Source organism: Pseudomonas sp. PvP025 (assembly GCF_017832155.1).
Classification (GTDB): Bacteria; Pseudomonadota; Gammaproteobacteria; order Pseudomonadales; family Pseudomonadaceae; genus Aquipseudomonas.
The window spans coordinates 4,961,352-4,983,689 of sequence record NZ_JAFIBJ010000001.1 but is presented as its reverse complement, the minus strand read 5'-3'; the positions used below and the strand labels follow the sequence as shown (position 1 = coordinate 4,983,689).

Annotated in this window: 27 protein-coding genes; 12 read left to right on the top strand and 15 right to left on the bottom strand. The window is 60.5% G+C overall.

Annotation, left to right across the window (positions count from 1 at the left end):
- Window positions 1-97 precede the first annotated feature (97 nt).
- A complete protein-coding gene (locus JOE32_RS21690) occupies window positions 98-1,261 on the top strand; it encodes a 1-acyl-sn-glycerol-3-phosphate acyltransferase (RefSeq protein WP_209988710.1) in 1,164 nt (387 codons plus the stop codon).
- A 31-nt stretch (window positions 1,262-1,292) separates the two neighbouring features.
- On the opposite strand, the gene JOE32_RS21685 is transcribed toward JOE32_RS21690, so the two are convergent.
- Window positions 1,293-1,550, bottom strand: coding sequence for a hypothetical protein (locus tag JOE32_RS21685; RefSeq protein WP_209988707.1), 258 nt, complete (start codon window positions 1,548-1,550; stop codon window positions 1,293-1,295).
- Window positions 1,551-1,729: 179 nt separating this feature from the next.
- Between JOE32_RS21685 and JOE32_RS21680 the strand changes: the two genes are divergently transcribed.
- Entirely contained in the window at window positions 1,730-1,939 is a 210-nt protein-coding gene (locus tag JOE32_RS21680; protein WP_209988705.1) for a hypothetical protein, read from the top strand.
- 60 nt (window positions 1,940-1,999) lie between these two features.
- Here the strand turns inward: JOE32_RS21680 and JOE32_RS21675 are convergent, their stop codons facing one another.
- Window positions 2,000-2,587, bottom strand: coding sequence for a YajG family lipoprotein (locus tag JOE32_RS21675; protein WP_209988702.1), 588 nt, complete (start codon window positions 2,585-2,587; stop codon window positions 2,000-2,002).
- Between the two features lie 181 nt (window positions 2,588-2,768).
- On the opposite strand from JOE32_RS21675, the gene JOE32_RS21670 reads away from it, so the two are divergent.
- Together JOE32_RS21670 and mqo are read left to right on the top strand one after the other, a co-directional pair.
- Complete coding sequence (locus JOE32_RS21670) at window positions 2,769-3,002, top strand: hypothetical protein (RefSeq protein ID WP_209988699.1); 234 nt, start codon at window positions 2,769-2,771, stop codon at window positions 3,000-3,002.
- 727 nt (window positions 3,003-3,729) lie between these two features.
- Window positions 3,730-5,238 carry a malate dehydrogenase (quinone) gene (gene mqo, locus JOE32_RS21665; RefSeq protein WP_209988695.1) on the top strand — a complete coding sequence of 503 codons (1,509 nt, stop codon included), beginning with the start codon at window positions 3,730-3,732 and terminating at the stop codon, window positions 5,236-5,238.
- Window positions 5,239-5,294: 56 nt separating this feature from the next.
- Here mqo and JOE32_RS21660 read toward each other — a convergent pair whose 3' ends face one another.
- The 3 genes from JOE32_RS21660 to JOE32_RS21650 all read right to left on the bottom strand — a co-directional run bounded on the left by JOE32_RS21660 (window position 5,295) and on the right by JOE32_RS21650 (window position 6,675).
- Window positions 5,295-5,582: a PA4642 family protein gene (locus JOE32_RS21660; protein WP_209988692.1), complete on the bottom strand. Its 288-nt coding sequence runs from the start codon at window positions 5,580-5,582 to the stop codon at window positions 5,295-5,297.
- A gap of 64 nt (window positions 5,583-5,646) precedes the next feature.
- A complete protein-coding gene (locus JOE32_RS21655) occupies window positions 5,647-6,114 on the bottom strand; it encodes a WbuC family cupin fold metalloprotein (RefSeq protein WP_209988690.1) in 468 nt (155 codons plus the stop codon).
- Between the two features lie 3 nt (window positions 6,115-6,117).
- Window positions 6,118-6,675 (bottom strand): hypoxanthine-guanine phosphoribosyltransferase, encoded by a 558-nt coding sequence (locus JOE32_RS21650; protein ID WP_209988687.1) that lies wholly within the window; start codon window positions 6,673-6,675, stop codon window positions 6,118-6,120.
- A gap of 165 nt (window positions 6,676-6,840) precedes the next feature.
- Between JOE32_RS21650 and upp the strand changes: the two genes are divergently transcribed.
- Together upp and JOE32_RS21640 are read left to right on the top strand one after the other, a co-directional pair.
- Window positions 6,841-7,479, top strand: a complete 639-nt coding sequence (upp, locus tag JOE32_RS21645; protein WP_004372055.1) for a uracil phosphoribosyltransferase — start codon at window positions 6,841-6,843, stop codon at window positions 7,477-7,479.
- Window positions 7,480-7,481: 2 nt separating this feature from the next.
- Entirely contained in the window at window positions 7,482-8,756 is a 1,275-nt protein-coding gene (locus JOE32_RS21640; protein WP_004372057.1) for a uracil-xanthine permease family protein, read from the top strand.
- A gap of 125 nt (window positions 8,757-8,881) precedes the next feature.
- Here JOE32_RS21640 and hisC read toward each other — a convergent pair whose 3' ends face one another.
- The 10 genes from hisC to JOE32_RS21590 form a co-directional block, all read right to left on the bottom strand.
- Window positions 8,882-9,934 carry a histidinol-phosphate transaminase gene (hisC, locus tag JOE32_RS21635; RefSeq protein ID WP_209988684.1) on the bottom strand — a complete coding sequence of 351 codons (1,053 nt, stop codon included), beginning with the start codon at window positions 9,932-9,934 and terminating at the stop codon, window positions 8,882-8,884.
- A gap of 3 nt (window positions 9,935-9,937) precedes the next feature.
- Complete coding sequence (gene hisD, locus JOE32_RS21630) at window positions 9,938-11,257, bottom strand: histidinol dehydrogenase (protein ID WP_057006862.1); 1,320 nt, start codon at window positions 11,255-11,257, stop codon at window positions 9,938-9,940.
- A 127-nt stretch (window positions 11,258-11,384) separates the two neighbouring features.
- Complete coding sequence (gene hisG / locus JOE32_RS21625; protein WP_003188599.1) at window positions 11,385-12,020, bottom strand: ATP phosphoribosyltransferase; 636 nt, start codon at window positions 12,018-12,020, stop codon at window positions 11,385-11,387.
- A gap of 301 nt (window positions 12,021-12,321) precedes the next feature.
- Window positions 12,322-13,587: a UDP-N-acetylglucosamine 1-carboxyvinyltransferase gene (gene murA / locus JOE32_RS21620; protein ID WP_209988678.1), complete on the bottom strand. Its 1,266-nt coding sequence runs from the start codon at window positions 13,585-13,587 to the stop codon at window positions 12,322-12,324.
- Window positions 13,588-13,610: 23 nt separating this feature from the next.
- A complete protein-coding gene (locus tag JOE32_RS21615) occupies window positions 13,611-13,850 on the bottom strand; it encodes a BolA family protein (RefSeq protein WP_209988675.1) in 240 nt (79 codons plus the stop codon).
- A 114-nt stretch (window positions 13,851-13,964) separates the two neighbouring features.
- Window positions 13,965-14,270 carry an STAS domain-containing protein gene (locus JOE32_RS21610; protein ID WP_209988673.1) on the bottom strand — a complete coding sequence of 102 codons (306 nt, stop codon included), beginning with the start codon at window positions 14,268-14,270 and terminating at the stop codon, window positions 13,965-13,967.
- Window positions 14,267-14,914, bottom strand: coding sequence for an ABC transporter substrate-binding protein (locus JOE32_RS21605; RefSeq protein WP_209988670.1), 648 nt, complete (start codon window positions 14,912-14,914; stop codon window positions 14,267-14,269). The genes JOE32_RS21610 and JOE32_RS21605 overlap by 4 nt, the downstream gene beginning before the upstream one ends.
- 11 nt (window positions 14,915-14,925) lie before the next feature.
- The gene (gene mlaD, locus JOE32_RS21600; protein WP_003171814.1) at window positions 14,926-15,393 is read right to left on the bottom strand and encodes an outer membrane lipid asymmetry maintenance protein MlaD; all 468 of its coding nucleotides are present in this window, start codon (window positions 15,391-15,393) and stop codon (window positions 14,926-14,928) included.
- Window positions 15,393-16,190 carry a lipid asymmetry maintenance ABC transporter permease subunit MlaE gene (mlaE, locus tag JOE32_RS21595; protein ID WP_005784853.1) on the bottom strand — a complete coding sequence of 266 codons (798 nt, stop codon included), beginning with the start codon at window positions 16,188-16,190 and terminating at the stop codon, window positions 15,393-15,395. Before mlaE ends, mlaD begins: the two co-directional genes overlap by 1 nt.
- The gene (locus JOE32_RS21590; RefSeq protein ID WP_003216128.1) at window positions 16,190-16,999 is read right to left on the bottom strand and encodes an ATP-binding cassette domain-containing protein; all 810 of its coding nucleotides are present in this window, start codon (window positions 16,997-16,999) and stop codon (window positions 16,190-16,192) included. The genes mlaE and JOE32_RS21590 overlap by 1 nt, the downstream gene beginning before the upstream one ends.
- 305 nt (window positions 17,000-17,304) lie before the next feature.
- Here JOE32_RS21590 and JOE32_RS21585 point away from each other — a divergent pair, with 305 nt between their 5' ends.
- The 6 genes from JOE32_RS21585 to JOE32_RS21560 all read left to right on the top strand — a co-directional run bounded on the left by JOE32_RS21585 (window position 17,305) and on the right by JOE32_RS21560 (window position 22,308).
- Window positions 17,305-18,279, top strand: a complete 975-nt coding sequence (locus JOE32_RS21585) for a KpsF/GutQ family sugar-phosphate isomerase (protein WP_209988666.1) — start codon at window positions 17,305-17,307, stop codon at window positions 18,277-18,279.
- Entirely contained in the window at window positions 18,280-18,804 is a 525-nt protein-coding gene (locus tag JOE32_RS21580; protein WP_057006865.1) for an HAD family hydrolase, read from the top strand.
- A gap of 8 nt (window positions 18,805-18,812) precedes the next feature.
- Window positions 18,813-19,385 carry an LPS export ABC transporter periplasmic protein LptC gene (gene lptC / locus JOE32_RS21575; protein ID WP_004372088.1) on the top strand — a complete coding sequence of 191 codons (573 nt, stop codon included), beginning with the start codon at window positions 18,813-18,815 and terminating at the stop codon, window positions 19,383-19,385.
- On the top strand, window positions 19,372-19,905 hold the full coding sequence (lptA, locus tag JOE32_RS21570; protein WP_032870591.1) for a lipopolysaccharide transport periplasmic protein LptA: 534 nt from the start codon (window positions 19,372-19,374) through the stop codon (window positions 19,903-19,905). The genes lptC and lptA overlap by 14 nt, the downstream gene beginning before the upstream one ends.
- Entirely contained in the window at window positions 19,905-20,630 is a 726-nt protein-coding gene (gene lptB, locus JOE32_RS21565; RefSeq protein WP_004372092.1) for an LPS export ABC transporter ATP-binding protein, read from the top strand. The genes lptA and lptB overlap by 1 nt, the downstream gene beginning before the upstream one ends.
- Window positions 20,631-20,814: 184 nt before the next feature.
- Window positions 20,815-22,308 carry an RNA polymerase factor sigma-54 gene (locus JOE32_RS21560; protein WP_209988663.1) on the top strand — a complete coding sequence of 498 codons (1,494 nt, stop codon included), beginning with the start codon at window positions 20,815-20,817 and terminating at the stop codon, window positions 22,306-22,308.
- Window positions 22,309-22,338: the final 30 nt, after the last annotated feature.

Genomic DNA, 22,338 nt, shown 5'->3' with positions numbered 1-22,338 from the left:
TCTATTGACAGGGCTATTGATCGGCCGGGCCAACTTACCCGCGCCGCACCCTGGTATTTCCTCTACTTACCTTAGCCGTTTCCAACAAGAGAGCATGATGGGCGAATTCGATACCATCCGACCTTACAACGACAGCGAAGTCCCGGCAGTGCTGGCACGTCTGTTCAGCGACAAGGCCTTTCTGGACATCCTGACCCACTTCCGCTTCCCCCGCTTCGCCGGCACCCTGGGCTGGCTGCTCAAGCCGATGATTGCCCGCAAGCTGCGCCGTGAATTCGCCGGCGTCACCACCGTGGCCACGCTGCAGGACAAGGTCGAGTACTACGTCGACCACACCATCGACCGCGCGACCGACGGCGTGACCTACACCGGCGTCGAACAGCTCAAGTCCGGCACCGCGTACCTGTTCCTGGCCAACCACCGCGATATCGTGATGGACCCGGCGTTCGTCAACTATGCCGTGTACCACGCCGGTCTGCCGACGCCACGCATCGCCATCGGTGACAATCTGCTGCAAAAGCCGTTTGTCAGCGACCTGATGCGCCTGAACAAGAGCTTCATCGTGCACCGCTCGATCACCGGGCGAAAGGAAAAGATGGCGGCGTATCATTTGCTGTCGGCCTACATCAATCATTCGATCCGCAATGACTGCCAGTCCATCTGGATCGCCCAGGCCGAAGGCCGCGCCAAGGACGGGGATGATCGCACCGAATCGGCGATCCTCAAGATGTTCCACGTGAGCCGCAAGGATGAGCCGTTTGCCGAGGTCATCCAGTCGTTGAACCTGACGCCGGTATCCATCAGCTACGAGTACGACCCCTGCGATACCGCGAAGGCGCGCGAGCTGTATATCCGCGCCACCACCGGCACCTACAGCAAGGCGCCGGGCGAGGACGATGTGAGCATCGCGCTGGGTATCACCGGCTACAAGGGCCGCGTGCACATCAACTTCGCACCGCCGATCACCGAGCGCTTCGAGGACACCAAGCTGCTGGCCGTGGAAATGGACCGGCAGATTCTCGGCGGTTATCGGTTGTTCCCGGTGCATTACCTGGCGTATGCGCAGTGGGCCGATGCAGACCCGCAGTTGCAGGTGCCAACCGCGGCTGAAGTCTTCCCGGCCGATGAGCTGGCCAAGGCGAAAACGGAATGGGAAAGGCGTTTGAATGAGTGCCCAGCGGAACACCGGCCCTACCTGGTGACGCAGTACGCAACGCCGGTGCGCAACCAGTACCGCGTCAAAGCCGGAATCCCTCTGTAAGCACCTTCACACAGGGGGTATTGCAGTGATCTTAAAAATGGGTGCTGAGCCAGGACAGGACCAGCGCCAGCCCGAGACCTGCAAACCCTATACGGTAAGCCAGGCGATGCGCCCGCTCGATGCGCACATCCAGAAACAGCATGGGTTGGTCGATCGCGCGCTCTTCGCTCTGGGCGGTGAGGTCGGCCATTGCGCGCTGCTCGCAAAAACGCGCAACGAACAGCAGCGCCGCCGCGAGGCCGGCCAGCAATAGAGCCATGACATTGATCAACAGTGCGGGCAGCGCCATCGCAAACCTCGGTGAACCCATACGCTGATATCCATTCGGACACACCTGAACGGTAGTGGCGCCCTGCGCCTGTAACGATCCCGTCCACTTGCGATTAATGTATCGAGTAATTTACAGCGTCACCTGAACGTCACCTTAACAAGCCATTCTGTTGCCCTTCGAACGCCCGGGAGCTTGTCATGTTGCATGCGCAGAACCAGGACCGGTTGTATCTGGTCGCCCAAAGTGATGAACAGGAGGCGCTGATCGGCAGCCTGGCGTTCAACGTTCAGGACCGCCACTGGCTGGTGTATTGCGCCCTGGGCGGGCATCAACATGCGGATTGGCCGGAGATGGATCTGCTCACGGGCGTGAGCATGCTGGACTTCCACGTCGACAGCGCCGCGTGAAGAAACGCCCGGCGAAAAAAAACCGGGCTCAGCGATGAGCCCGGTTTTTTTGTGAACGGCTTACTGCTGCGAGCTGAGCAACTGGCCGATGCTGGGGTCCTTGAACAGGCGGGTCAGCGCGTCGCTGAGCACGTCACTGACCAGCTTGGTGTTGGTTTCCTGGTTCGGCGACATGCCGAAGCGCTGGTTGAGCGACGCCGCGTAACGGCCGCTGTAGCGACGGGTACCGGCGCTGACATCGGACTTGAACGTGGCACCGATGGAGGCTTCAGTCACGTACAGGCCTTCCTTGGGCGACTGGTATTTCAGTTCGGCCAGGGTAACGGTCAGTTGGGGGGCACCCGGCGAAGTGGTCGGCGTGAACCCCAGCAGGCGCACGGCGGCTTCAGCCTGGGCCTGCAGCTTGGGCAGCACGTCCTGGCCGGTCACCGAAATCAATGCGGTCTCCGGGTACAGGCCGCCGCGCGAGCCCAGGGTTGGCGATGGACGACCGTCCACCACACGCACCGACACCGGCTGACCATGCCCCACCGGCGCCAGCTGCGTGGTGATCTTGGGTTGCGGGCTGAGTTGTTGCGGGCTGTTGGCGCAGCCAACCAGGGTCAAACTGGTCACAGTGATCAAACCGAACAACAGGCGTTGCAACATACTCATTTCTCCAGGACTAGATGCAAACAGGCCGCCAGTATAACGGTGCACGCGCGCCACTCACCAGCGATCCTGAACGGCAGCTGAAGCCACGGCGAAATTACAATTTCGCATAAATTCGTCATTCCAGTGTCATGGCAGACTGGCAACCTTCAAGCATGTAACACAACCGGTACACGCCATGCGCCTGCTCAAATCGTTGTTCATGTCACACACCCGCCATCGCCAGTTCGCGCTGCTCGACGCCAGGGGCCATTGCCTGGCCTTCAAGCAATGCAGCCTGCCACCTGTCGGCGAGGGCTGGGTGGAAGTCACCGAGACACGCCTGTGCTGGATGCACCGTCCACTGCCCGCCAGCGCTCGGGTTCGGCCGGGGGTCGCGCACGCACATCCGCGCCAGGCGTTGGCCTCCTGACCACAAGCCTAATAAAAGTCATAAAACACGCCCATTTCTGCGGCGTTCTTCGCTACAATCTCCCCCCGATTATAAGGACGTCTCCTGATCGGGCCTCGCAGCACCGTTAATGCCTCGGCATTAACCCAAGAATCGCCCACAGAGAGCCGCCCACACAGATCGAGTGAAGCTGGCGCGCTTGCTGTTTTCCTTGCAGACCACCCGCCTTTACCGCATCTGCCAGAGCTGCCATTGCGCTCGGCCACTTGAGTTGTTTGCCCGTTTTGCCGCGTGTCGGCAAAGGTGTTTCGGGCCAGGTGCCAGGCTGAGGCAGCCCTTTTTTGAGGTTCACGTCTTCAAAAGAGCGTGAAAAAACGGGTTTTCACAACTTCACAAGAGTGTGGCGAGCAAATGAATAGTTTGGCGTTTGTACAAGCACCATCAGCGTCTGGAACAGCCCAACCCCCCAGGACCGAGTACGCCTCAATAACCGGAGCTTGAGCCTGTCCGCGACGGATTGATTGCACGAATCGCACGCTTTGACCATAAGTCGAATTGCCACAGGCGCCCATGAATGCGTTCATAGGCAGATCAGCCCGGCAGCAAGCGTGCGCTGGAAGTTGCAAGGAATTGCGAAACGGACATGGCGATCCTGGCCATGGGTAACCTGGGGCAACACGTGAACCGCCCCGTCACTCCTGGCAGCCATGCCGTCAATTTGGTGCTGCAGATTTTGGAGACGCGTTAAATGGCGCATAACGAAGCAGTCGACGTAGTACTGGTAGGGGCCGGCATCATGAGTGCCACCCTGGCCGTGCTGCTCAAAGAGCTCGACCCCGGCCTCAAGCTGGAAGTCGTTGAGCTGATGGACTCGGGTGCCGCGGAGAGTTCCAACCCGTGGAACAACGCCGGTACCGGCCACGCCGGCCTGTGTGAGCTGAACTACACGCCGCAGGCTGCCGATGGTTCCATCGACATCAAGAAAGCCGTGCATATCAACACCCAGTTCGAGGTGTCGAAGCAGTTCTGGGCGTACCTGACCAAAAAGGGCACCTTTGGCTCGGCCAGATCCTTTATCAGCCCGGTGCCGCACCTGAGCTTCGTGCAGGGTGAAAGCGGCGTGTCGTTTCTCAGGAAGCGTTTTGAAACCCTCGTGCAGCATCATGCGTTTTCGGACATGCATTACACCGAAGACCGTGGCGAAATGGCCGAGTGGATGCCGCTGATGATGCCCGGCCGCCCGCTGGATGAAAAAATCGCGGCCACCCGTGTGATGAACGGCACCGACGTCAACTTCGGTGCCCTGACCAACCAGTTGCTCGGTCACCTCACCAGTACACCTGAGGCCCAGGTCAAGTACTGCAAGCGGGTCACCGGCCTCAAGCGCAACGGTGCCGGCTGGACGGTGAGCATCAAGGACGTGAACAGCGGCGAAAGCCGCGAAGTCGACGCCAGGTTCGTGTTCCTCGGCGCCGGTGGTGCGGCCCTGCCGCTGCTGCAAGCGTCGGGCATCGACGAAAGCAAAGGCTTCGGCGGTTTCCCGGTCAGCGGCCAGTGGCTGCGTTGCGACAACCCGGACGTGGTCAAGCATCACCAGGCCAAGGTGTACAGCCAGGCGGCGGTGGGCTCGCCACCGATGTCCGTGCCACACCTGGACACCCGGGTAGTGGATGGCAAGAAATCCCTGCTGTTCGGGCCATACGCCGGCTTTACCACCAAGTTTCTCAAGTACGGTTCATTCCTCGACCTGCCGATGTCGATTCGCGCCGGCAACATCGGCCCGATGCTGGCCGTGGCGCGCGACAACATGGACCTGACCAAGTACCTGGTCAGCGAAGTGCGCCAGTCCATGGAACAGCGCCTGGAATCCCTGCGCCGCTTCTATCCGCAAGCCAAAGCTGAAGACTGGCGCCTGGAAGTGGCCGGCCAACGGGTGCAGATCATCAAGAAAGACCCGAAGAAAGGCGGCGTGCTGCAATTTGGCACCGAGCTGGTCGCAGCCAAAGACGGCTCGCTGGCGGCACTGCTGGGTGCGTCTCCGGGAGCTTCAGTGACGGTTTCGATCATGCTGGAACTGATTGAGCGTTGCTTCCCGGAAAAAGCTGCCGGCGAATGGGCGGCCAAGCTGCACGAGATCTTCCCCGCACGTGAGAAAGTGCTGGAAACCGATGCCGAGCTGTATCGCAGGATCAACACGCAGAACAACATCAGCCTGGAGCTGGTTGAACAAGGCGACGAGGCTGAAAGCTACGCTTGAGGTCTGAACGCAATAAAAAACGCCCCTCGCAGGGGCGTTTTTTTTGGCCGGGGTCATCAGCCGCGGGCTTTTTCGATCAGCTCGATGTACTCGGGCGCGTGGCGCTGGTCCTTGATCACGTCGACGAAGGTCTGACCATGCTCGTCCTTGCCATCCAGATCCAGGCCGGCGGCCTTGAAAAAGCCTAGGAAGCGCTCGAAATCATCGATACGCAGGCCACGGTAGGCCTTGATCAGCTTGTGCAGAGACGGTGAAGTCGCGTCAACCGGCTCGAAATCCAGGAACAACTTGATCTGGTCGTCGCCGATCTCGTCACCAATCACCTGTTTCTTATCTTTACGCATTACCGACTCCAGCCTGCAGACATTTTCACGGGGTCTGAAGTCTACCTTTGGAGCGATGAAGCGCCTAGTCGAACTGGGCCAGCATCCACGCTTGATAAGCCGCCACTTCGGCATCGCCTTCACGCGGCGCCCAACTGGCCAGCTCACCTTCGCCCACCGGACGATACGGTCCGGCCTTGCATTCGAACATCACCGTGTCGGGCTCCAGCACCACCAGCCCGTGGAGAACCCCCGGCGGCAAGTCAACACCTGCGCACTCGCCACCGGCCTGCATCACCCGCCTGGCGATCACCTCACCGGTGTCGTTGAAGATCAGCAAACCCAGGCGCCCCTTGAGCACCAGCAGGGTTTCCGCCTTATCGGCGCTCAAATGCCGATGGGGCGGCACGTAGGTGCTGGGCTGCAGGCCGACGGCCATGCGATGGCACGGCTCTTCCATCTGGTGAAAGTTGTGATGGTGCCGGCCACGTGGGCTGGCGCCCGCCTTCTCGGCCAATTCGGCATACAGCGTCTGATCAAGAAAGCGGGTCATGACTTACATCCCTTTGACGGCGTAGATGCCATTGGCGTTGCGCCAGTAACCTTTGTAGTCCATGCCGTAACCGAAGATGTAGCGGTCGATGCAGGGCAGGCCGACGTAATCGGCTTTCAGGTCCGGGCGTGCCTTGCGGTCGTGGTCTTTGTCGATCAGCACGGCGGTGTGCACTTTACGCGCACCGGCGTGTTTGCAGAAGTCGATGATTGCACCCAGGGTGTGACCCTCATCGAGGATGTCGTCGATGATCAGCACATCGCGGTCGATGAACGACACTTCTGGCTTGGCCTTCCAGAACAGGTCGCCGCCGCTGGTTTCATTGCGATAGCGGGTGGCGTGCAGGTAGGACACCTCCAGCGGGAACTGCAGATGGGTCAGCAGCTTGCCGGCGAAGATCAGGCCGCCGTTCATCACGCAGAACACTACCGGGTTGCTATCGGCCAGTTCGCGACTGATATGCGCGCCAACCTTGGCGATCGCCTCTTCGACTTGCGCTTCGCTGTACAGGCAGTCAGCCTCGCGCATGATTTGACGGATATGCTCGAGATCAGCGGACATGGCGCTCTCCAAGGGGGTGCTGTGGCAAGAAAAGCGGGCAAAGGTACGCATGTGAGCGGCAACGTTCAAGCCTTTATGGACTAACGTACTTGATTGTCTATAGGACATCATCCTCGGATAGATTAATCTAGGCCGGTTTTTTTGCCCGCCGCCGGAGCCTTTCCCATGCCCACTCGCGAGATCCGCCACCCGCTGATCCAGCACAAGCTCGGCCTTATGCGCCGCGCCGACATCAGCACGAAGAACTTCCGTGAGCTTGCTCAGGAAGTCGGAGCGTTGCTGACTTACGAAGCCACCAAGGATTTGCCCCTGGAAACCTACGAGATCCCCGGTTGGGCCGGTCCCGTCCAGGTGGAGAAAATTGCCGGTAAGAAAATCACCGTAGTGCCGATCCTGCGCGCCGGTATCGGCATGCTCGAAGGCGTGCTCAGCCTGATCCCGGGCGCCAAGGTCAGTGCCGTGGGCGTGGCCCGCAATGAAGAAACCCTGCAGGCCCACACCTACCTGGAAAAACTCGTCCCGGAAATCGACGAGCGCCTGGCGATGATCATCGATCCGATGCTCGCCACCGGCAGCTCCATGGTTGCCACCATCGACCTATTGAAAAAGGCCGGCTGCAAGGACATTCGCGCCATGGTGCTGGTTGCCGCGCCCGAAGGCATCGCCGCCGTCGAGAAAGCCCACCCGGACGTGCAGATCTACACCGCGTCCATCGACGAGCGCCTGAATGAACACGGCTACATCATCCCGGGCCTGGGCGATGCCGGTGACAAGATCTTCGGCACCAAGCAGAAGGACGCGTGAACATGCAGGATGAATTCAACGACCCGCTTTGGCGCCAGATCCTGTCCGGCGCACAGATGCTCTTCGTGGCATTTGGCGCGCTGGTGTTGATGCCACTGATCACCGGCCTTGATCCAAACGTTGCGCTGTTCACCGCAGGCCTGGGCACGCTGTTGTTCCAGGTGGTCACCGGGCGACAGGTGCCGGTGTTCCTGGCATCGAGCTTTGCGTTTATCACGCCGATCATTCTCGCCAAGGGCCAGTTCGGGCTCGCGGCGACCATGGGCGGGGTGATGGCGGCCGGTTTCGTGTATACCTTTCTCGGCCTGGCGGTGAAGATCAAAGGCACCGGCTTTATCGATCGCCTGCTGCCGCCGGTGGTGATTGGCCCGGTGATTATCTCCATCGGCCTGGCCATGGCACCGATTGCGGCGAACATGGCGATGGGCAAGTCCGGCGACGGCGCCGAGCTGATTCATTACCAGACGGCGATGATGATCTCGATGCCGGCGCTGCTGACCACGTTGATCGTTGCAGTGTTCGGTAAGGGCATTTTCCGCCTGGTGCCGATCATTTCCGGCGTGCTGGTGGGCTTTGCCATGGCCTTCTACTTTGGTGTGGTCGACACGGCCAAAATCGCCGCCGCGCCCTGGTTCGCCCTGCCACACTTCACCGCGCCGGAGTTCAACTGGCAGGCGATCCTGTTTATCGTCCCGGTGGCCCTGGCCCCGGCGATCGAACATATTGGCGGTGTGATTGCGGTGGGCAGCGTGACCGGTCGCGACTACCTGAAAAAGCCCGGCCTGCATCGCACCCTGCTGGGTGACGGCATTGCCACCACGGCCGCCGGCCTGTTTGGCGGCCCGCCGAACACCACCTACGCCGAAGTGACCGGCGCGGTGATGCTGACCAAAAATTACAACCCGAAGATCATGACCTGGGCGGCAGTATTCGCTATCAGCCTGGCGTTTATCGGCAAGTTCGGCGCACTGCTGCAGAGCATTCCGGTGCCGGTGATGGGCGGGATCCTGTGCCTGCTGTTCGGCTCGATTGCCGCCGTGGGCATGAACACGCTGATCCGCCATCGGATCGACCTGGGCGAGGCGCGCAATCTGGTGATTGTGTCAGTGACCCTGGTGTTCGGCATTGGCGGCGTGCTGGTTGGCACCGGCACCGGCCCGGATGACTTCGGCCTCAAGGGTATCGCCCTGTGTGCGGTGGTGGCGATTGGTTTGAACCTGCTGCTGCCGGGCAATGATGGCTGGAAGCACAAAAAGCCGGATGAGCCGCTGCTCTAATTAACACCGCAAAACCAAATGTGGGAGGGGGCTTGCTCCCGATAGCGGAGTGTCAGTCGATGCATACTTGACTGGAACACCGCCATCGGGAGCAAGCCCCCTCCCACATTGTATTTCAGCGCCTGTCAGAGCTCGCCAAGCCCGTCGATCAACGCCTGGTTCTGCTCAGGCGTACCGATGCTGATCCGCAGGAACTGGGCAATCCGCGCCTGCTTGAAGTGCCGCACGATCACCCCTTGCTCACGCAGTTTCGCAGCCAAGCCCGCAGCATCATGGTGTGGGTGACGGGCAAAGATGAAGTTGGCCGCCGACGGCAGCACTTCAAAGCCCTTCCCTTCCAGTTGCGTCACCAGCGTCTCACGGCTGTCGATCACCAGCTGACAGGTCTTGGCGAAGTACTCGCGGTCCTCGAACGCCGCCGCCGCGCCGGCAATCGCCAGGCGATCCAGCGGGTAGGAGTTGAAGCTGTTCTTGACCCGCTCCAGCGCTTCGATCAAATCAGGGTGGCCCACGGCCAGGCCCACACGCAAACCGGCGAGTGAGCGCGATTTGGACAGGGTCTGAGTGACCAACAGATTCGGGTAGCGATCCACCAGACTGATGGCGGTGTCGCCGCCAAAATCGATATAGGCTTCATCGACCACTACCACCGAGTCGGGGTTGGCCTTGAGGATCTGCTCCACGGCGTCCAGCGCCAGCACGCAGCCGGTCGGGGCATTCGGGTTGGGGAAGATGATCCCGCCGTTGGGCCTGGCGTAGTCCGCCGCACGAATCTGGAACTGCTCGTCCAGCGGCACCGGTGCGGAGGTGATGCCGTAGAGACCGCAGTACACCGGATAGAAGCTGTAGCTGATATCCGGGAACAACAACGGCAGGTCGTGCTGGAACAGACCATGGAAGATGTGCGCCAGCACCTCATCGGAGCCGTTGCCGAGGAACACCTTGCCGGTATCGATCCCGTAATGGTTGGCCACGGCCTGCTTGAGCAGGTCGCTGTTGGGATCCGGGTACAGGCGCAGGTTGTCGTTCAACTCGGCCCGCATTGCTGCCAGCGCCTTGGGCGATGGGCCGTAGGGGTTTTCATTGGTGTTGAGCTTGACCAGTTTGGTCAGCTTGGGCTGCTCGCCAGGCACGTAAGGCACCAGGTCCTTGACGAAGGGGCTCCAGAATTTGCTCATGTTTCATTTCCCCTCTTCAAGGATGCGGTATTCGGCGCTGCGTGCGTGGGCGCTGAGGGACTCACCACGGGCCAGCACCGAGGCGGTCTTGCCCAGTTCGGAAGCGCCTTGTGGCGAGCAGAAAATGATCGACGAACGTTTCTGGAAGTCGTACACCCCCAGCGGCGACGAGAAACGCGCTGTGCCGGAGGTGGGCAGCACGTGGTTGGGACCTGCGCAGTAGTCGCCCAGCGCTTCGCTGGTGTGGCGGCCCATGAAGATCGCACCGGCGTGGCGAATAGACGGCAGCCAGGCTTGCGGATCGGCCACGGACAGCTCCAGGTGCTCCGGCGCGATGCGGTTGGCCACCTCGATGGCTTGCTCCATGTCGCGCACCAGGATCAGTGCGCCGCGACCATTGATCGACTTCTCGATGATCTCGGCGCGGTCCATGGTCGGCAGCAGCTTGTCGATGCTGGCGGCGACCTTGTCGAGGAACTCGGCGTCCGGGCAGACCAGAATCGCCTGGGCGTCTTCGTCGTGCTCGGCCTGGGAGAACAGGTCCATGGCGATCCAGTCAGGGTCGGTCTGGCCGTCGCACACCACCAGGATTTCCGAGGGGCCGGCGATCATGTCGATACCAACCTGACCGAACACATGGCGCTTGGCGGTGGCCACATAGATGTTGCCGGGGCCGACCACCTTGTCCACCTTCGGCACGCTCTCGGTGCCATAGGCCAGGGCTGCAACTGCCTGGGCGCCGCCGATGGTAAATACGCGGTCAACGCCGGCGATGCAGGCCGCCGCCAGCACCAGCTCATTGATTTCGCCGCGCGGAGTCGGCACCACCATGACCACTTCGGTCACGCCCGCCACCTTGGCCGGAATCGCGTTCATCAATACCGACGAGGGGTACGAGGCTTTACCGCCCGGCACGTACAGACCCGCACGGTCCAGTGGCGTGACCTTCTGGCCAAGCACGGTACCGTCGGCCTCGGTGTAGCTCCAGGAATCCTGTTTCTGCTTTTCGTGATAGCTGCGCACCCGCGCCGCCGCCACTTCCAGGGCTTCGCGCTGCGGGCCGGTGATGCGCGTCAGTGCGAGCTCCAGGCGCTCGCGCGGCAGGATCAGGTCAGCCATGGATTTGACGTCCAGGCCATCGAACTGGCGGGTGAAGTCCACCAGCGCCGCATCACCGCGCTCGCGCACGGCCTTGATGATGTCGAGCACTCGCCCGTTGACCGAGTCGTCGGACACGCTTTCCCAGCTCAGCAGATGATCCAGATGATGGGCGAAATCCGGGTCGGCAGCGTTGAGTCGGGCAATTGCAGTGGACGTGGTCATAGCGAGGGCCTCATAGGATTGGCAAAAATGCTCAGGCGCCGAACGTTAGCAGTCGATCCGCTTGGGCACCTGAGAATTCTGGCTATGAGGCGGATAGACGGGCGCGACCTAAGGCCGCGCGGGTGAGTCAACCGCGGTGTCGCGACTCCACTGCCTTGCGCAGGGTGTCGATCAACGCCTGGATACGGGCATGCTGCATCTTCATCGATGCTTTGTTGACGATCAGCCGGGAGCTGATATCGGCAATGAAATCCTGGGGTTCAAGCCCGTTGGCACGCAGGGTGTTGCCGGTGTCGACCACGTCGATGATCTTGTCGGCCAGGCCGATCAGCGGCGCCAGCTCCATCGAGCCATAGAGCTTGATGATATCGACTTGGCGGCCTTGTTCGGCGTAGTAACGCTTGGCAACGTTGACGAACTTGGTGGCCACCCGCAAGCGACCTTTAGGCTCGACATCACCGACACGGCCGGCGGTCATCAGCTTGCACAGGGCAATACGCAGGTCCAGCGGCTCGTACAGGCCCTGGCCGCCGTATTCCATCAGCACGTCCTTGCCGGCGACGCCGAGGTCGGCCGCGCCATGCTCGACGTAGGTCGGCACATCGGTAGCCCGCACGATCAACAGGCGCACGTCGTCCTGGGTCGTGGGGATGATCAGCTTGCGGCTCTTGTCCGGATTCTCGGTCGGCACGATGCCCGCTTCAGCCAGCAGGGGCAACGTGTCGTCAAGGATGCGGCCCTTGGACAGTGCGATGGTCAACATGGGAACGTCAGTCCTTCATCAGGCAATTGCGGTCTGGTCGCAAACGGCGCCAGACACAGATCGAGGCCGTGACAGCCTCGACTTGAAACAAATTCAGCACACCGCTCACTTAACGGCAAGCACCTCACTGTGGCGAGCGGGCTTGCAACGCGCTGGGTTGCGTAGCGATCGCAAAAAGCGGGACTGCTGCGCAGTCCAACGCGGGGCAAGCCCGCTCGCCACAAAAGCCCGCTTGCCACAAAAGCCCGCTTGCCGCAGGAGCCCACTTGCCGCAACAGCGGCGGTGTTTACGGCGCCAGGACTAGCCCGGTACGCGGCGGATCTTCGCGCCGAGCATCTGCAGTTTTTCTTCGATGCACTCGTAACCACGGTCGATGTGGTAGATGCGGTCGATGAGGGTGTCGCCGTCAGCGCACAGCGCCGAGATCACCAGACTGGCCGACGCCCGCAGGTCGGTAGCCATCACTGGCGCGCCCTTGAGCTTGTCGATACCGGTGACGATGGCGGTATTGCCTTCAACCTGGATCTTGGCGCCCATGCGGTGCAGTTCGTACACGTGCATGAAACGGTTTTCGAAGATGGTCTCGATCACCGCACCGGTGCCTTCGGCGATTGCGTTCAGGGAGATGAACTGCGCCTGCATGTCGGTCGGGAACGCCGGGTACGGAGCAGTGCGCACGTTAACGGCCTTTGGCCGCTTGCCGTGCATGTTCAGCTCGATCCAGTCTTCACCGGTGGTGATTTCAGCACCGGCTTCCTTGAGTTTTTCCAGAACGGCTTCAAGGATGGTCGGATCGGTGTCCTTGACCTTGACGCGGCCACCGGTAACGGCGGCGGCAACCAGGTAAGTGCCCGTCTCGATACGGTCCGGCATCACTTTGTAGGTGGCCGAGTGCAGACGCTTTACACCTTCGATGGTGATGGTGTCGGTGCCGGCGCCGCTGATATTGGCACCCATCGCGATCAGGAAGTTGGCCAGGTCGACCACTTCCGGCTCGCGCGCGGCGTTTTGCAGGACGCTGCGGCCGTTGGCCAGGGCCGCGGCCATCATGATGTTCTCGGTGCCGGTGACGCTGACGGTATCGAAGAAGAAATTGGCGCCACGCAGGCCGCCTTCTGGCGCCTTGGCCTTGATGTAGCCGCCTTCAACGTCGATGACCGCGCCCATGGCTTCAAGGCCACGGATGTGCAGGTCGACCGGACGCGAGCCAATGGCGCAACCGCCAGGCAGGGCCACTTCAGCCTCGCCGAAACGGGCAACCATGGGGCCCAGCACCAGGATCGACGCACGCATGGTCTTGACCAGTTCGTACGGGGCGATCAGAGTCTTGATGGTGCGCGGGTCGATTTCGACCGAGAGCTTCTCGTCGATTACCGGCTCGATGCCCATGCGACCGAACAGCTCGATCATGGTGGTGATGTCGTGCAGGTGCGGCAGGTTGGCCACGGTGACCGGGCCATCACACAGCAGGGTCGCTGCCAGGATCGGCAAGGCGGAGTTTTTCGCACCGGAGATGCGGATCTCGCCATCAAGGCGGGCACCGCCGGTAATAATCAATTTATCCATAAGAATCTCGACGCCTTGGGGGCTCAGGTGCGCTCGGCCCAGGCCGCGCGGCTGAAAAATTTCATAGTGACCGCATGGATGCTGCCATCGGTGATCCATGGGTTCAAATGGGCATAGATCTGCTGCTGACGCTTGACCGGGCTCAATGCCGCCAGTTCATCGCTAATCACGTTCAGCTGGAAATTGCAGCCTTCGCCTTCAACTTCTACGGTCATTCCCGGCAGCTTTCCTTCGAGAAAGCTCTTAACTTCTAGGGCCTGCATGTTCAACCTCTATCGGCGCCCAGTGCGCACGGGTCGCACATCATACAAAAAAGCCCCGCGCCTGCGAACCCCGCATAGCAGGACTCTGACGGGGGGCTCCTGTAATAACGTGTATTAAGGATGCGCCAGCAGCTCGGTCAGACCGGAAACCTCGGCGATCTCACGCATGTCCTCGGGCAGCGCACGAATGCTGAGCGGCTTGTTGGCCGCTTCGGCATCACGCATGAAGCACAGCAACAAGGACAAACCCACGCTGCTGGACTTGGTCACCGCCGAGCAATCTAGCACCAGCGCAGGTGCGCTGCTGGCCTGGATCAGCGCCTGGCCCTGCTTGCGCAGGTCAGGCCCGGTACGGTAATCCAGCACGCCACTGAGGAACAGCTCGCCGGCAGCGCCGATACGAACAGCCGACTCGGTCATTGCGCAGACTTCCCGGCTTCTTTGTCGGAGGTTTCCTTGGCCTTGGCCACTTCACCGGCCCAACCATTGATGGTCTTGTCCAGGTCGTTGCCATTGCGCTGCATCGCGTCGGCGAACTGGTCACGGAACAGTTTGCCGATGTTGATGCCGTTGATGATCACGTTGCGCAGCTTCCACTCGCCCTTGACCTTCTCCAGCGTGTACTGCACAGGGTACACCGCGCCATTGTTGCCTTTGACGCTCATGTTGACGCTGGTGCGGTCACCCGATTCGTCGCCGGCCGGGGCCACGGTAATGCCCTGGTTGTTGTACTCGAGCAAGGCGTTGCCGTAGAACTGGAACAGCCCGCGCTTGAAGTTTTCCTGGAAAGTCTGCATCTGCGCCGGCGTGGCCTTGCGCGAATACTTCACCGTCATGATGCTGCGGGAGATGCCTTCGGCATCCACGACCGGGCCCACGATGGTGTCGAGCGCGTTGTAGAACTGGCTCGGGTCCTGTTTGTACTTTTCTTTGTTGGCCGTCAGGTCAGCCAACATCTTGTTGGTCGTGTCCTGCACCAGGTCGTGGGCAGAACCTGCCGCGTTTGCCATCAGCGGCAACGCTGCAAGCAGTACCAGCAGGCCACGTCGCAAGGTAGAGATCATGAACAGATTCCTCATTTGGCGTCTTTATTGACCGTGTTGAGCAGGAACTTACCAATCAGGTCCTCAAGCACCAGCGACGACTGCGTGTCGTGGATGGTCGAACCATCCTTGAGCAGGGCTGTTTCCCCACCCACGCTGACACCGATGTACTTCTCACCGAGCAAACCCGCAGTGAGGATAGATGCTGTGGAGTCAGTCGGCAGGTTATCCACCTTCTTGTCCAGTTGCATCGTCACTCGCCCGGTGAAGCTGTCGCGATCCAGATCGATTGCCGTGACCTTGCCGATGGTGACACCGGCCATGGTCACTTTAGCTCTGACAGTCAAACCGGCGATATTGTCGAAGTACGCGTAAAGTTTATAGGTATCGGCGGTGGGGCTGGCCGAAAGACCGCTGACCCGCAGGGCCAGCAACAGTAAAGCCAGGATGCCAGCCAGCAAGAAAAGGCCGACACCGATTTCCACAGTGCGGTTTTGCATCAGAAGTCTCCAAACATCAAGGCGGTCAAAATGAAGTCAAGGCCCAGTACCGCCAGCGAGGCGTACACAACGGTCTTGGTGGTGGCACGGCTGATCCCCTCTGAAGTGGGCTCACAGTCATAGCCTTGGAATACGGCGATCCAGGTCACGACAAACGCGAAGACAATGCTCTTTATGATGCCGTTGAGCACATCACCCGTGAAGGTCACGCTGTTTTGCATGTTGGCCCAGTAGGAACCGTCATAGACGCCCAGCCAGTCCACGGCAACCCAAGAGCCGCCCCAGATGCCCACCACGCTGAAAATCATCGCCAGCAGCGGCAGGGAAATGAAGCCGGCCCACAGGCGTGGGGCAACGATGTACTTGAGCGGGTCCACACCGATCATTTCCAGGCTGGACAACTGCTCGGTGGATTTCATGTTGCCGATTTCGGCGGTCAGTGCAGAACCTGCGCGCCCGGCGAACAGCAGCGCGGTCACCACCGGCCCCAGCTCACGCAGCAGCGTCAGGGCAACCATCTGGCCTACCGCCTGTTCCGAGCCATAGCTCGAAAGGATGTTGAAGCCTTGCAGCGCCAGCACCATGCCGATGAAAACCCCGGACACCACGATGATCACCAGCGACATCACGCCCACAGCGTGCAATTGCTTAAGCAGCAGGCCAAAGCCACCGCCGATGCCACCGCGCCCCAGCAGGGCGTGGAACAGGAAAATGGTCGAACGACCCAGCACTTCGATGATATCGATGCCGGACCGACCGAAAAGGCGAACCTTCTCGATAAGAGATGTCTTGCGCATCAACGCTTCCCCAGAAGGTCTGAGCGGTAATCCGCTGCCGGAAAATGAAAGGGCACCGGACCATCGGGATCACCGGTCATGAATTGGCGAATGCGCGGGTTGTCGGCGTTCATCAGCTCTTCGGGCGTGCCCTGCCCCAGCACCTGGCCATCGCCGACGACATACAGGTAGTCGGCGATGCTCGCTGTTTCGGCCAGGTCGTGGGAGACCACGATACTGGTGATTCCCAGCGCATCGTTGAGCAGACGGATCAGGCGCACCAGGACACCCATGGCGATCGGGTCCTGGCCCACGAAGGGCTCGTCGTACATGAGGATCTGCGGATCCAGGGCAATGGCTCGCGCCAGCGCGACACGGCGCTTCATGCCGCCGGACAGTTCGTCCGGCATCAGGTCGATGGCTCCGCGAAGGCCGACGGCCTGCAGTTTCAACAACACGATGTCACGAATCATCTCGTCGGACAGCTGGGTATGCACCCGCAACGGGAAGGCCACGTTCTCGAACACGTCCAGGTCTGTGAACAGCGCGCCGCTCTGGAACAGCACACCCATGTGCTTGCGCGCGTCGAACAGATCACTGCGCGACAGCGTCGGCAGGTTCTGGCCATTGACCCACACTTCGCCGGCGCTGGGCCGCAACTGCATGCCCATCAGACGCAACAGGGTGGTCTTGCCGCAACCGGAAGGCCCCATGATGCCCGTGACCTTGCCGCGGGGAATGCGAATATCGACGTTATTGAAGATGCTGCGCGTCCCGCGCTTGAAGGAAAGGCCCTTCAGCTCGACCGCGTAGGCGTTATCGGCACTCATCTAAACTCCTTGGGATGCGGACTCACACTCAGACACCACGTGAACGACAAACGTTTACACGCTTGCGCAATATAAATAGCCGCGTGTGCTGGGCGGGCCGAACAAGCGGCGAACTATATCACCGCTGGTGCAGAGCCCCCAAGGCCGGAACATCGCTCGTTCAGAATCAGGACAGCGAAAAAACCGCGAGGATGTAACCGAGTGTAAATTTGCGCCTATCGAATAAACCCTGACGATCTAGCGTGAGGGAATTGTTCATTACCGCTATAATCGCCGACTTTTCGTCAGGCTATACGACTTCAGACATGAGCCAATCCAGCGACCTCATTCAATCCGCACAACGTACGATCCGCCTGGAGCTTGAAGCCGTAGAAGGCTTGCTGGCCCATATCGACGCTGATTTTGTACGCGCCTGCGAGCTGATTCTGGCCAGCAAGGGCCGCGTTGTGGTGGTCGGCATGGGCAAATCCGGCCATGTCGGCAATAAGATTGCCGCCACCCTGGCGAGCACCGGTACCACCGCTTTTTTCGTGCACCCGGCTGAAGCCAGTCATGGCGACATGGGCATGATCACCCGCGACGACGTGATCCTGGCCCTGTCCAACTCCGGTACCACCAACGAAATCGTGACCCTGCTGCCGCTGATCAAGCGCCTGGGCATCCAGATGATCAGTGTCACCGGCAACCCGGAGTCGACGCTGGCCAAGGCCGCCGACGTCAATCTGAACGTACATGTGACCCACGAAGCGTGCCCGCTTAACCTGGCGCCGACCTCCTCCACCACCGCCACCCTGGTGATGGGCGATGCGCTCGCCGTGGCGCTGCTCGAAGCGCGCGGGTTCACCGCTGAAGACTTCGCGTTTTCCCACCCCGGTGGTGCCCTGGGCCGCCGCCTGCTGCTCAAGGTGGAACATGTGATGCATTCGGGCGATGAACTGCCTCACGTCCAGCGCGGCACCCTGCTCAAGGATGCGCTGATGGAAATGACGCGCAAGGGCCTGGGCATGACCGTTATTCTGGAAGCGGACGGGCGACTGGCCGGCGTGTTCACGGACGGCGACCTGCGTCGCACCCTGGACCGCACCATCGATATCCACACGGCCACCATTGATGCGGTGATGACGCCCCACGGCAAGACGGCACGCCCCGAGATGCTGGCAGCCGAAGCGCTGAAGATCATGGAAGACCACAAGATCGGCGCGCTGGTGGTGGTCAATGCCGACGACCGCCCGATTGGCGCCCTGAACATGCACGACTTGCTGCGTGCGGGAGTGATGTAAATGAGCGACGACCTGCTGCAACGCGGCAAACACATCAAATTGGCGATTTTCGACGTGGACGGCGTATTGACTGATGGCCGCCTTTACTTCCTCGAAGATGGCAGCGAATTCAAGACGTTCAACACCCTCGATGGCCAGGGCATCAAGATGTTGATGGCCGCAGGCGTGCAAACGGCCATTATCAGTGGTCGAAAAACACCCGTTGTGGAACGCCGCGCACAAAACCTGGGTATTCCTCACCTGTATCAGGGCCGTGAGGATAAACTGGTGGTGCTCGACGAGCTTCTTGGCCAACTCAACCTAAGCTATGAGCAGGTCGCCTACCTGGGTGACGACTTGCCGGACCTGCCGGTGATTCGCCGCGTGGGCCTGGGCATGGCCGTCGCCAATGCTGCTGCGTTCGTGCGTGAACACGCCCATGGCGTCACGACCGCCCGCGGCGGCGAAGGCGCCGCCCGCGAGTTCTGCGAGCTGATCCTGCGTGCCCAGGGCCGCCTTGAAGCGGCCCACGCCGCCTACCTATAGAGCGTTTTATGCTGAGCAAAAAGATTCGCAACTTCCTGTTATTCGGGGTCATTGCCGCGCTGTTCCTCGCGGTAGGCTACTGGAATATCAGCCCGGAGCGCTTTCTCGACCAGCCTGTTGCGCAGGTTGACGAAGGGGTTATCGACTATTACGCAACCAACGCCTACAGCGTGCAGTTTCTGCCCGATGGCAAGGTGCAGTACGAGATGACATCGGACAAGGTCGAGCATTTGAAGGCTTCCGAAGTCACGCTGCTGACCAACCCGGACCTGAATCTGTACCGTGGCACCGAGTTCCCGTGGCACGTGACCAGCAAGCGTGGCGAGGTCAACCCGGACGGCACCGAGGTGGAACTGATCGACTCGGTGCGCGTCGCACGAACTGACGCGCAGAACCGCGACACCATCATTACCAGCAGTCGCATGACCGTATTCCCACAAAGGCAATATGCGCAGACCGAGCAAGACGTTAGAATCGACGGCGCTGGCGGTGTATCGACTGGCAAGGGAATGAAAGCGTATTTGAAAGAAAGCAGGATACACCTGCTATCGAACGTAAGAGGACAGTATGAGGCTCGTTAAAACTCTCCCTATTTTGCTCGGTCTGGGCGCAGCACTGGGAAGCGTGAGCGCCTGGGCTCTGCCGAACGATAGCCAGCAACCGATCCACATCTCGGCTGACGATGCTCAGCTCGATGACAAGCAAGGCGTCGCAACCTACACCGGCGGCGTCATCATCACCCAGGGCTCGATGAAGATCACCGGCAACACGGTGACCCTCACCCGCACCCCGGCTGGCGACATCGACGTGGTGACGTCGGTGGGTAACCTGGCCTACTTCGAGCAGAAGCAGGCCCCTGCCGATACCGGCCCGATGAAGGGCTACGGCAAGACCATCCAGTATCACGCCCAGCAGAATCGCATCGTGCTGATCGACCAGGCCAAGGTGCTGAGCCCCGATGGCAACTCCACGGAAGGTGAAAAAATCACCTATGACACCGTGAAGCAGATCGCCAACGCCGGTCGCGCCAATGGCTCCAAGGTCACTGCACCCCGTCCGCGAATCGACATGGTTATCCAGCCGAAGAAGAAGGCCGAGTAATGGCAACCCTGAAAGCCCAGCATCTGGCCAAGGCCTACAAAAGCCGTCAGGTCGTGCGCGACGTCAGCCTGTCGATCGACAGCGGCCAGATCGTCGGCTTGCTCGGCCCCAACGGCGCCGGCAAGACCACCTGCTTCTACATGATCGTGGGCCTCGTCCAGGCCGACCAGGGGCGTGTGCTGATCGACGACCTCGACGTCAGCCACCAGCCCATGCACGGTCGTGCACGCGCCGGTATCGGCTATCTGCCACAGGAAGCGTCGATTTTCCGCAAGCTGTCGGTTGCCGACAACATCATGGCGATCCTCGAGACCCGCAAGGAACTCGACCGCGACGGCCGCCGTCAGGAGCTGGAAAGCCTGCTGCAGGAATTCCACATCAACCACATTCGCGACAACCTCGGCATGAGTCTGTCCGGTGGTGAGCGTCGCCGCGTGGAAATCGCCCGCGCCCTGGCGACGGCACCCAAGTTCATCCTGCTGGACGAACCGTTTGCCGGCGTCGACCCGATTTCGGTCGGCGACATCAAGCAGATCATCCATCATCTCAAGGCCAAGGGTATCGGTGTGCTGATCACCGACCACAACGTCCGTGAGACCCTCGATATCTGCGAGACCGCCTATATCGTCAACGATGGCCAACTGATCGCCGAAGGCGATTCGGCGACTATCCTGGCCAACGAACTGGTCAAGGAAGTGTACCTGGGTCACGAGTTCCGCCTGTAGACACGGTGGTATCAGGGCGTTCGCCGACGAGCGCGCGAGTCAATGAAAACCTCAGTATTTTTATTGTCATCGCGCTCTAGGCAAAGCACCTGATATCAGGCATATAATTTGCTTATGTTTGGCGCTCGCGCGCCCTGTCGTGGATGGCGCATTGCGCCGGCGAATAAGGTGTTAAGCCCCTGCCATGAAACCATCGCTAGTCCTGAGAATGGGCCAGCAGCTGACGATGACACCGCAGCTGCAACAGGCCATCCGCCTGCTCCAATTGTCGACCCTGGACCTGCAACAGGAAATCCAGGAGGCCCTGGAGTCCAATCCGATGCTCGAACGCCAGGAAGAAGGCGACGACTTCGATAATGCAGACCCACTGGCCGACAACATCGAGCAAAAACCCAACCCGGACGTGCAGGAACCCTCCTATCAGGAAACTGCCCCCACGGTGGACAACCTCGAGGAAGGCGACTGGAACGAACGCATTCCCAACGAACTGCCCGTGGACACCGCCTGGGAAGACGTCTACCAGACCAGCGCGAGCAGCTTGCCCAGCAATGATGATGACGAGTGGGACTTCACCACCCGCACCTCCGTCGGCGAGAGCTTGCAAAGCCACCTGCTGTGGCAGTTGAACCTGGCGCCGATGTCCGACACTGATCGCCTGATCGCCGTCACCCTGATCGACTGCATCAACAACCAGGGCTATCTGGACGAGACGCTCGACGAAATTCTGGAGGCTTTCGACCCCGAACTGGATATCGAGCTGGACGAGATTGAAGCCGTCCTGCACCGTATCCAGCAGTTTGAGCCCGCCGGTATCGGTGCGCGCAACCTCAGTGAATGCCTGCTGCTGCAATTGCGTCAATTGCCCGCCAGGACGCCATGGCTCGCTGAAGCCCAGCGCCTGGTTACCGACTACATCGACCTGTTGGGCAGCCGTGACTACAGCCAGCTGATGCGTCGCATGAAGCTCAAGGAAGATGAACTGCGCCAGGTCATCGAGCTGGTGCAGAGCCTCAACCCGAGGCCGGGCTCGCAGATCGAATCCAGCGAAGCCGAATACGTGGTCCCCGACGTGATCGTCCGCAAGGACAACGAGCGCTGGCTGGTGGAGTTGAACCAGGAATCCGTGCCGCGCCTGCGGGTCAACCCGCAGTACGCCGGCTTTGTGCGCCGCGCCGACACCAGTGCCGACAACACCTTCATGCGCAACCAGTTGCAGGAAGCCCGCTGGTTCATCAAGAGCCTGCAAAGCCGCAACGAAACCCTGATGAAAGTGGCCACCCAGATCGTCGAGCATCAGCGCGGCTTCCTGGAGTACGGCGACGAAGCGATGAAACCGCTGGTGCTGCACGATATCGCGGAAGCGGTGGGCATGCACGAATCGACGATTTCGCGGGTCACCACACAGAAATTCATGCATACCCCGCGGGGTATATATGAGCTGAAATACTTTTTCTCCAGCCACGTCAGCACCTCCGAAGGCGGCGAATGCTCGTCCACGGCGATTCGCGCAATCATCAAAAAACTGGTTGCCGCGGAAAATCAGAAAAAGCCATTGAGTGACAGTAAGATCGCTGGTTTACTGGAGGCACAAGGCATTCAGGTCGCCCGTCGAACCGTCGCCAAGTATCGCGAATCCCTTGGGATTGCGCCTTCCAGCGAGCGTAAGCGGTTGATGTGACGGGCGGGCCACAGCGTTCCAGTGGCAGGC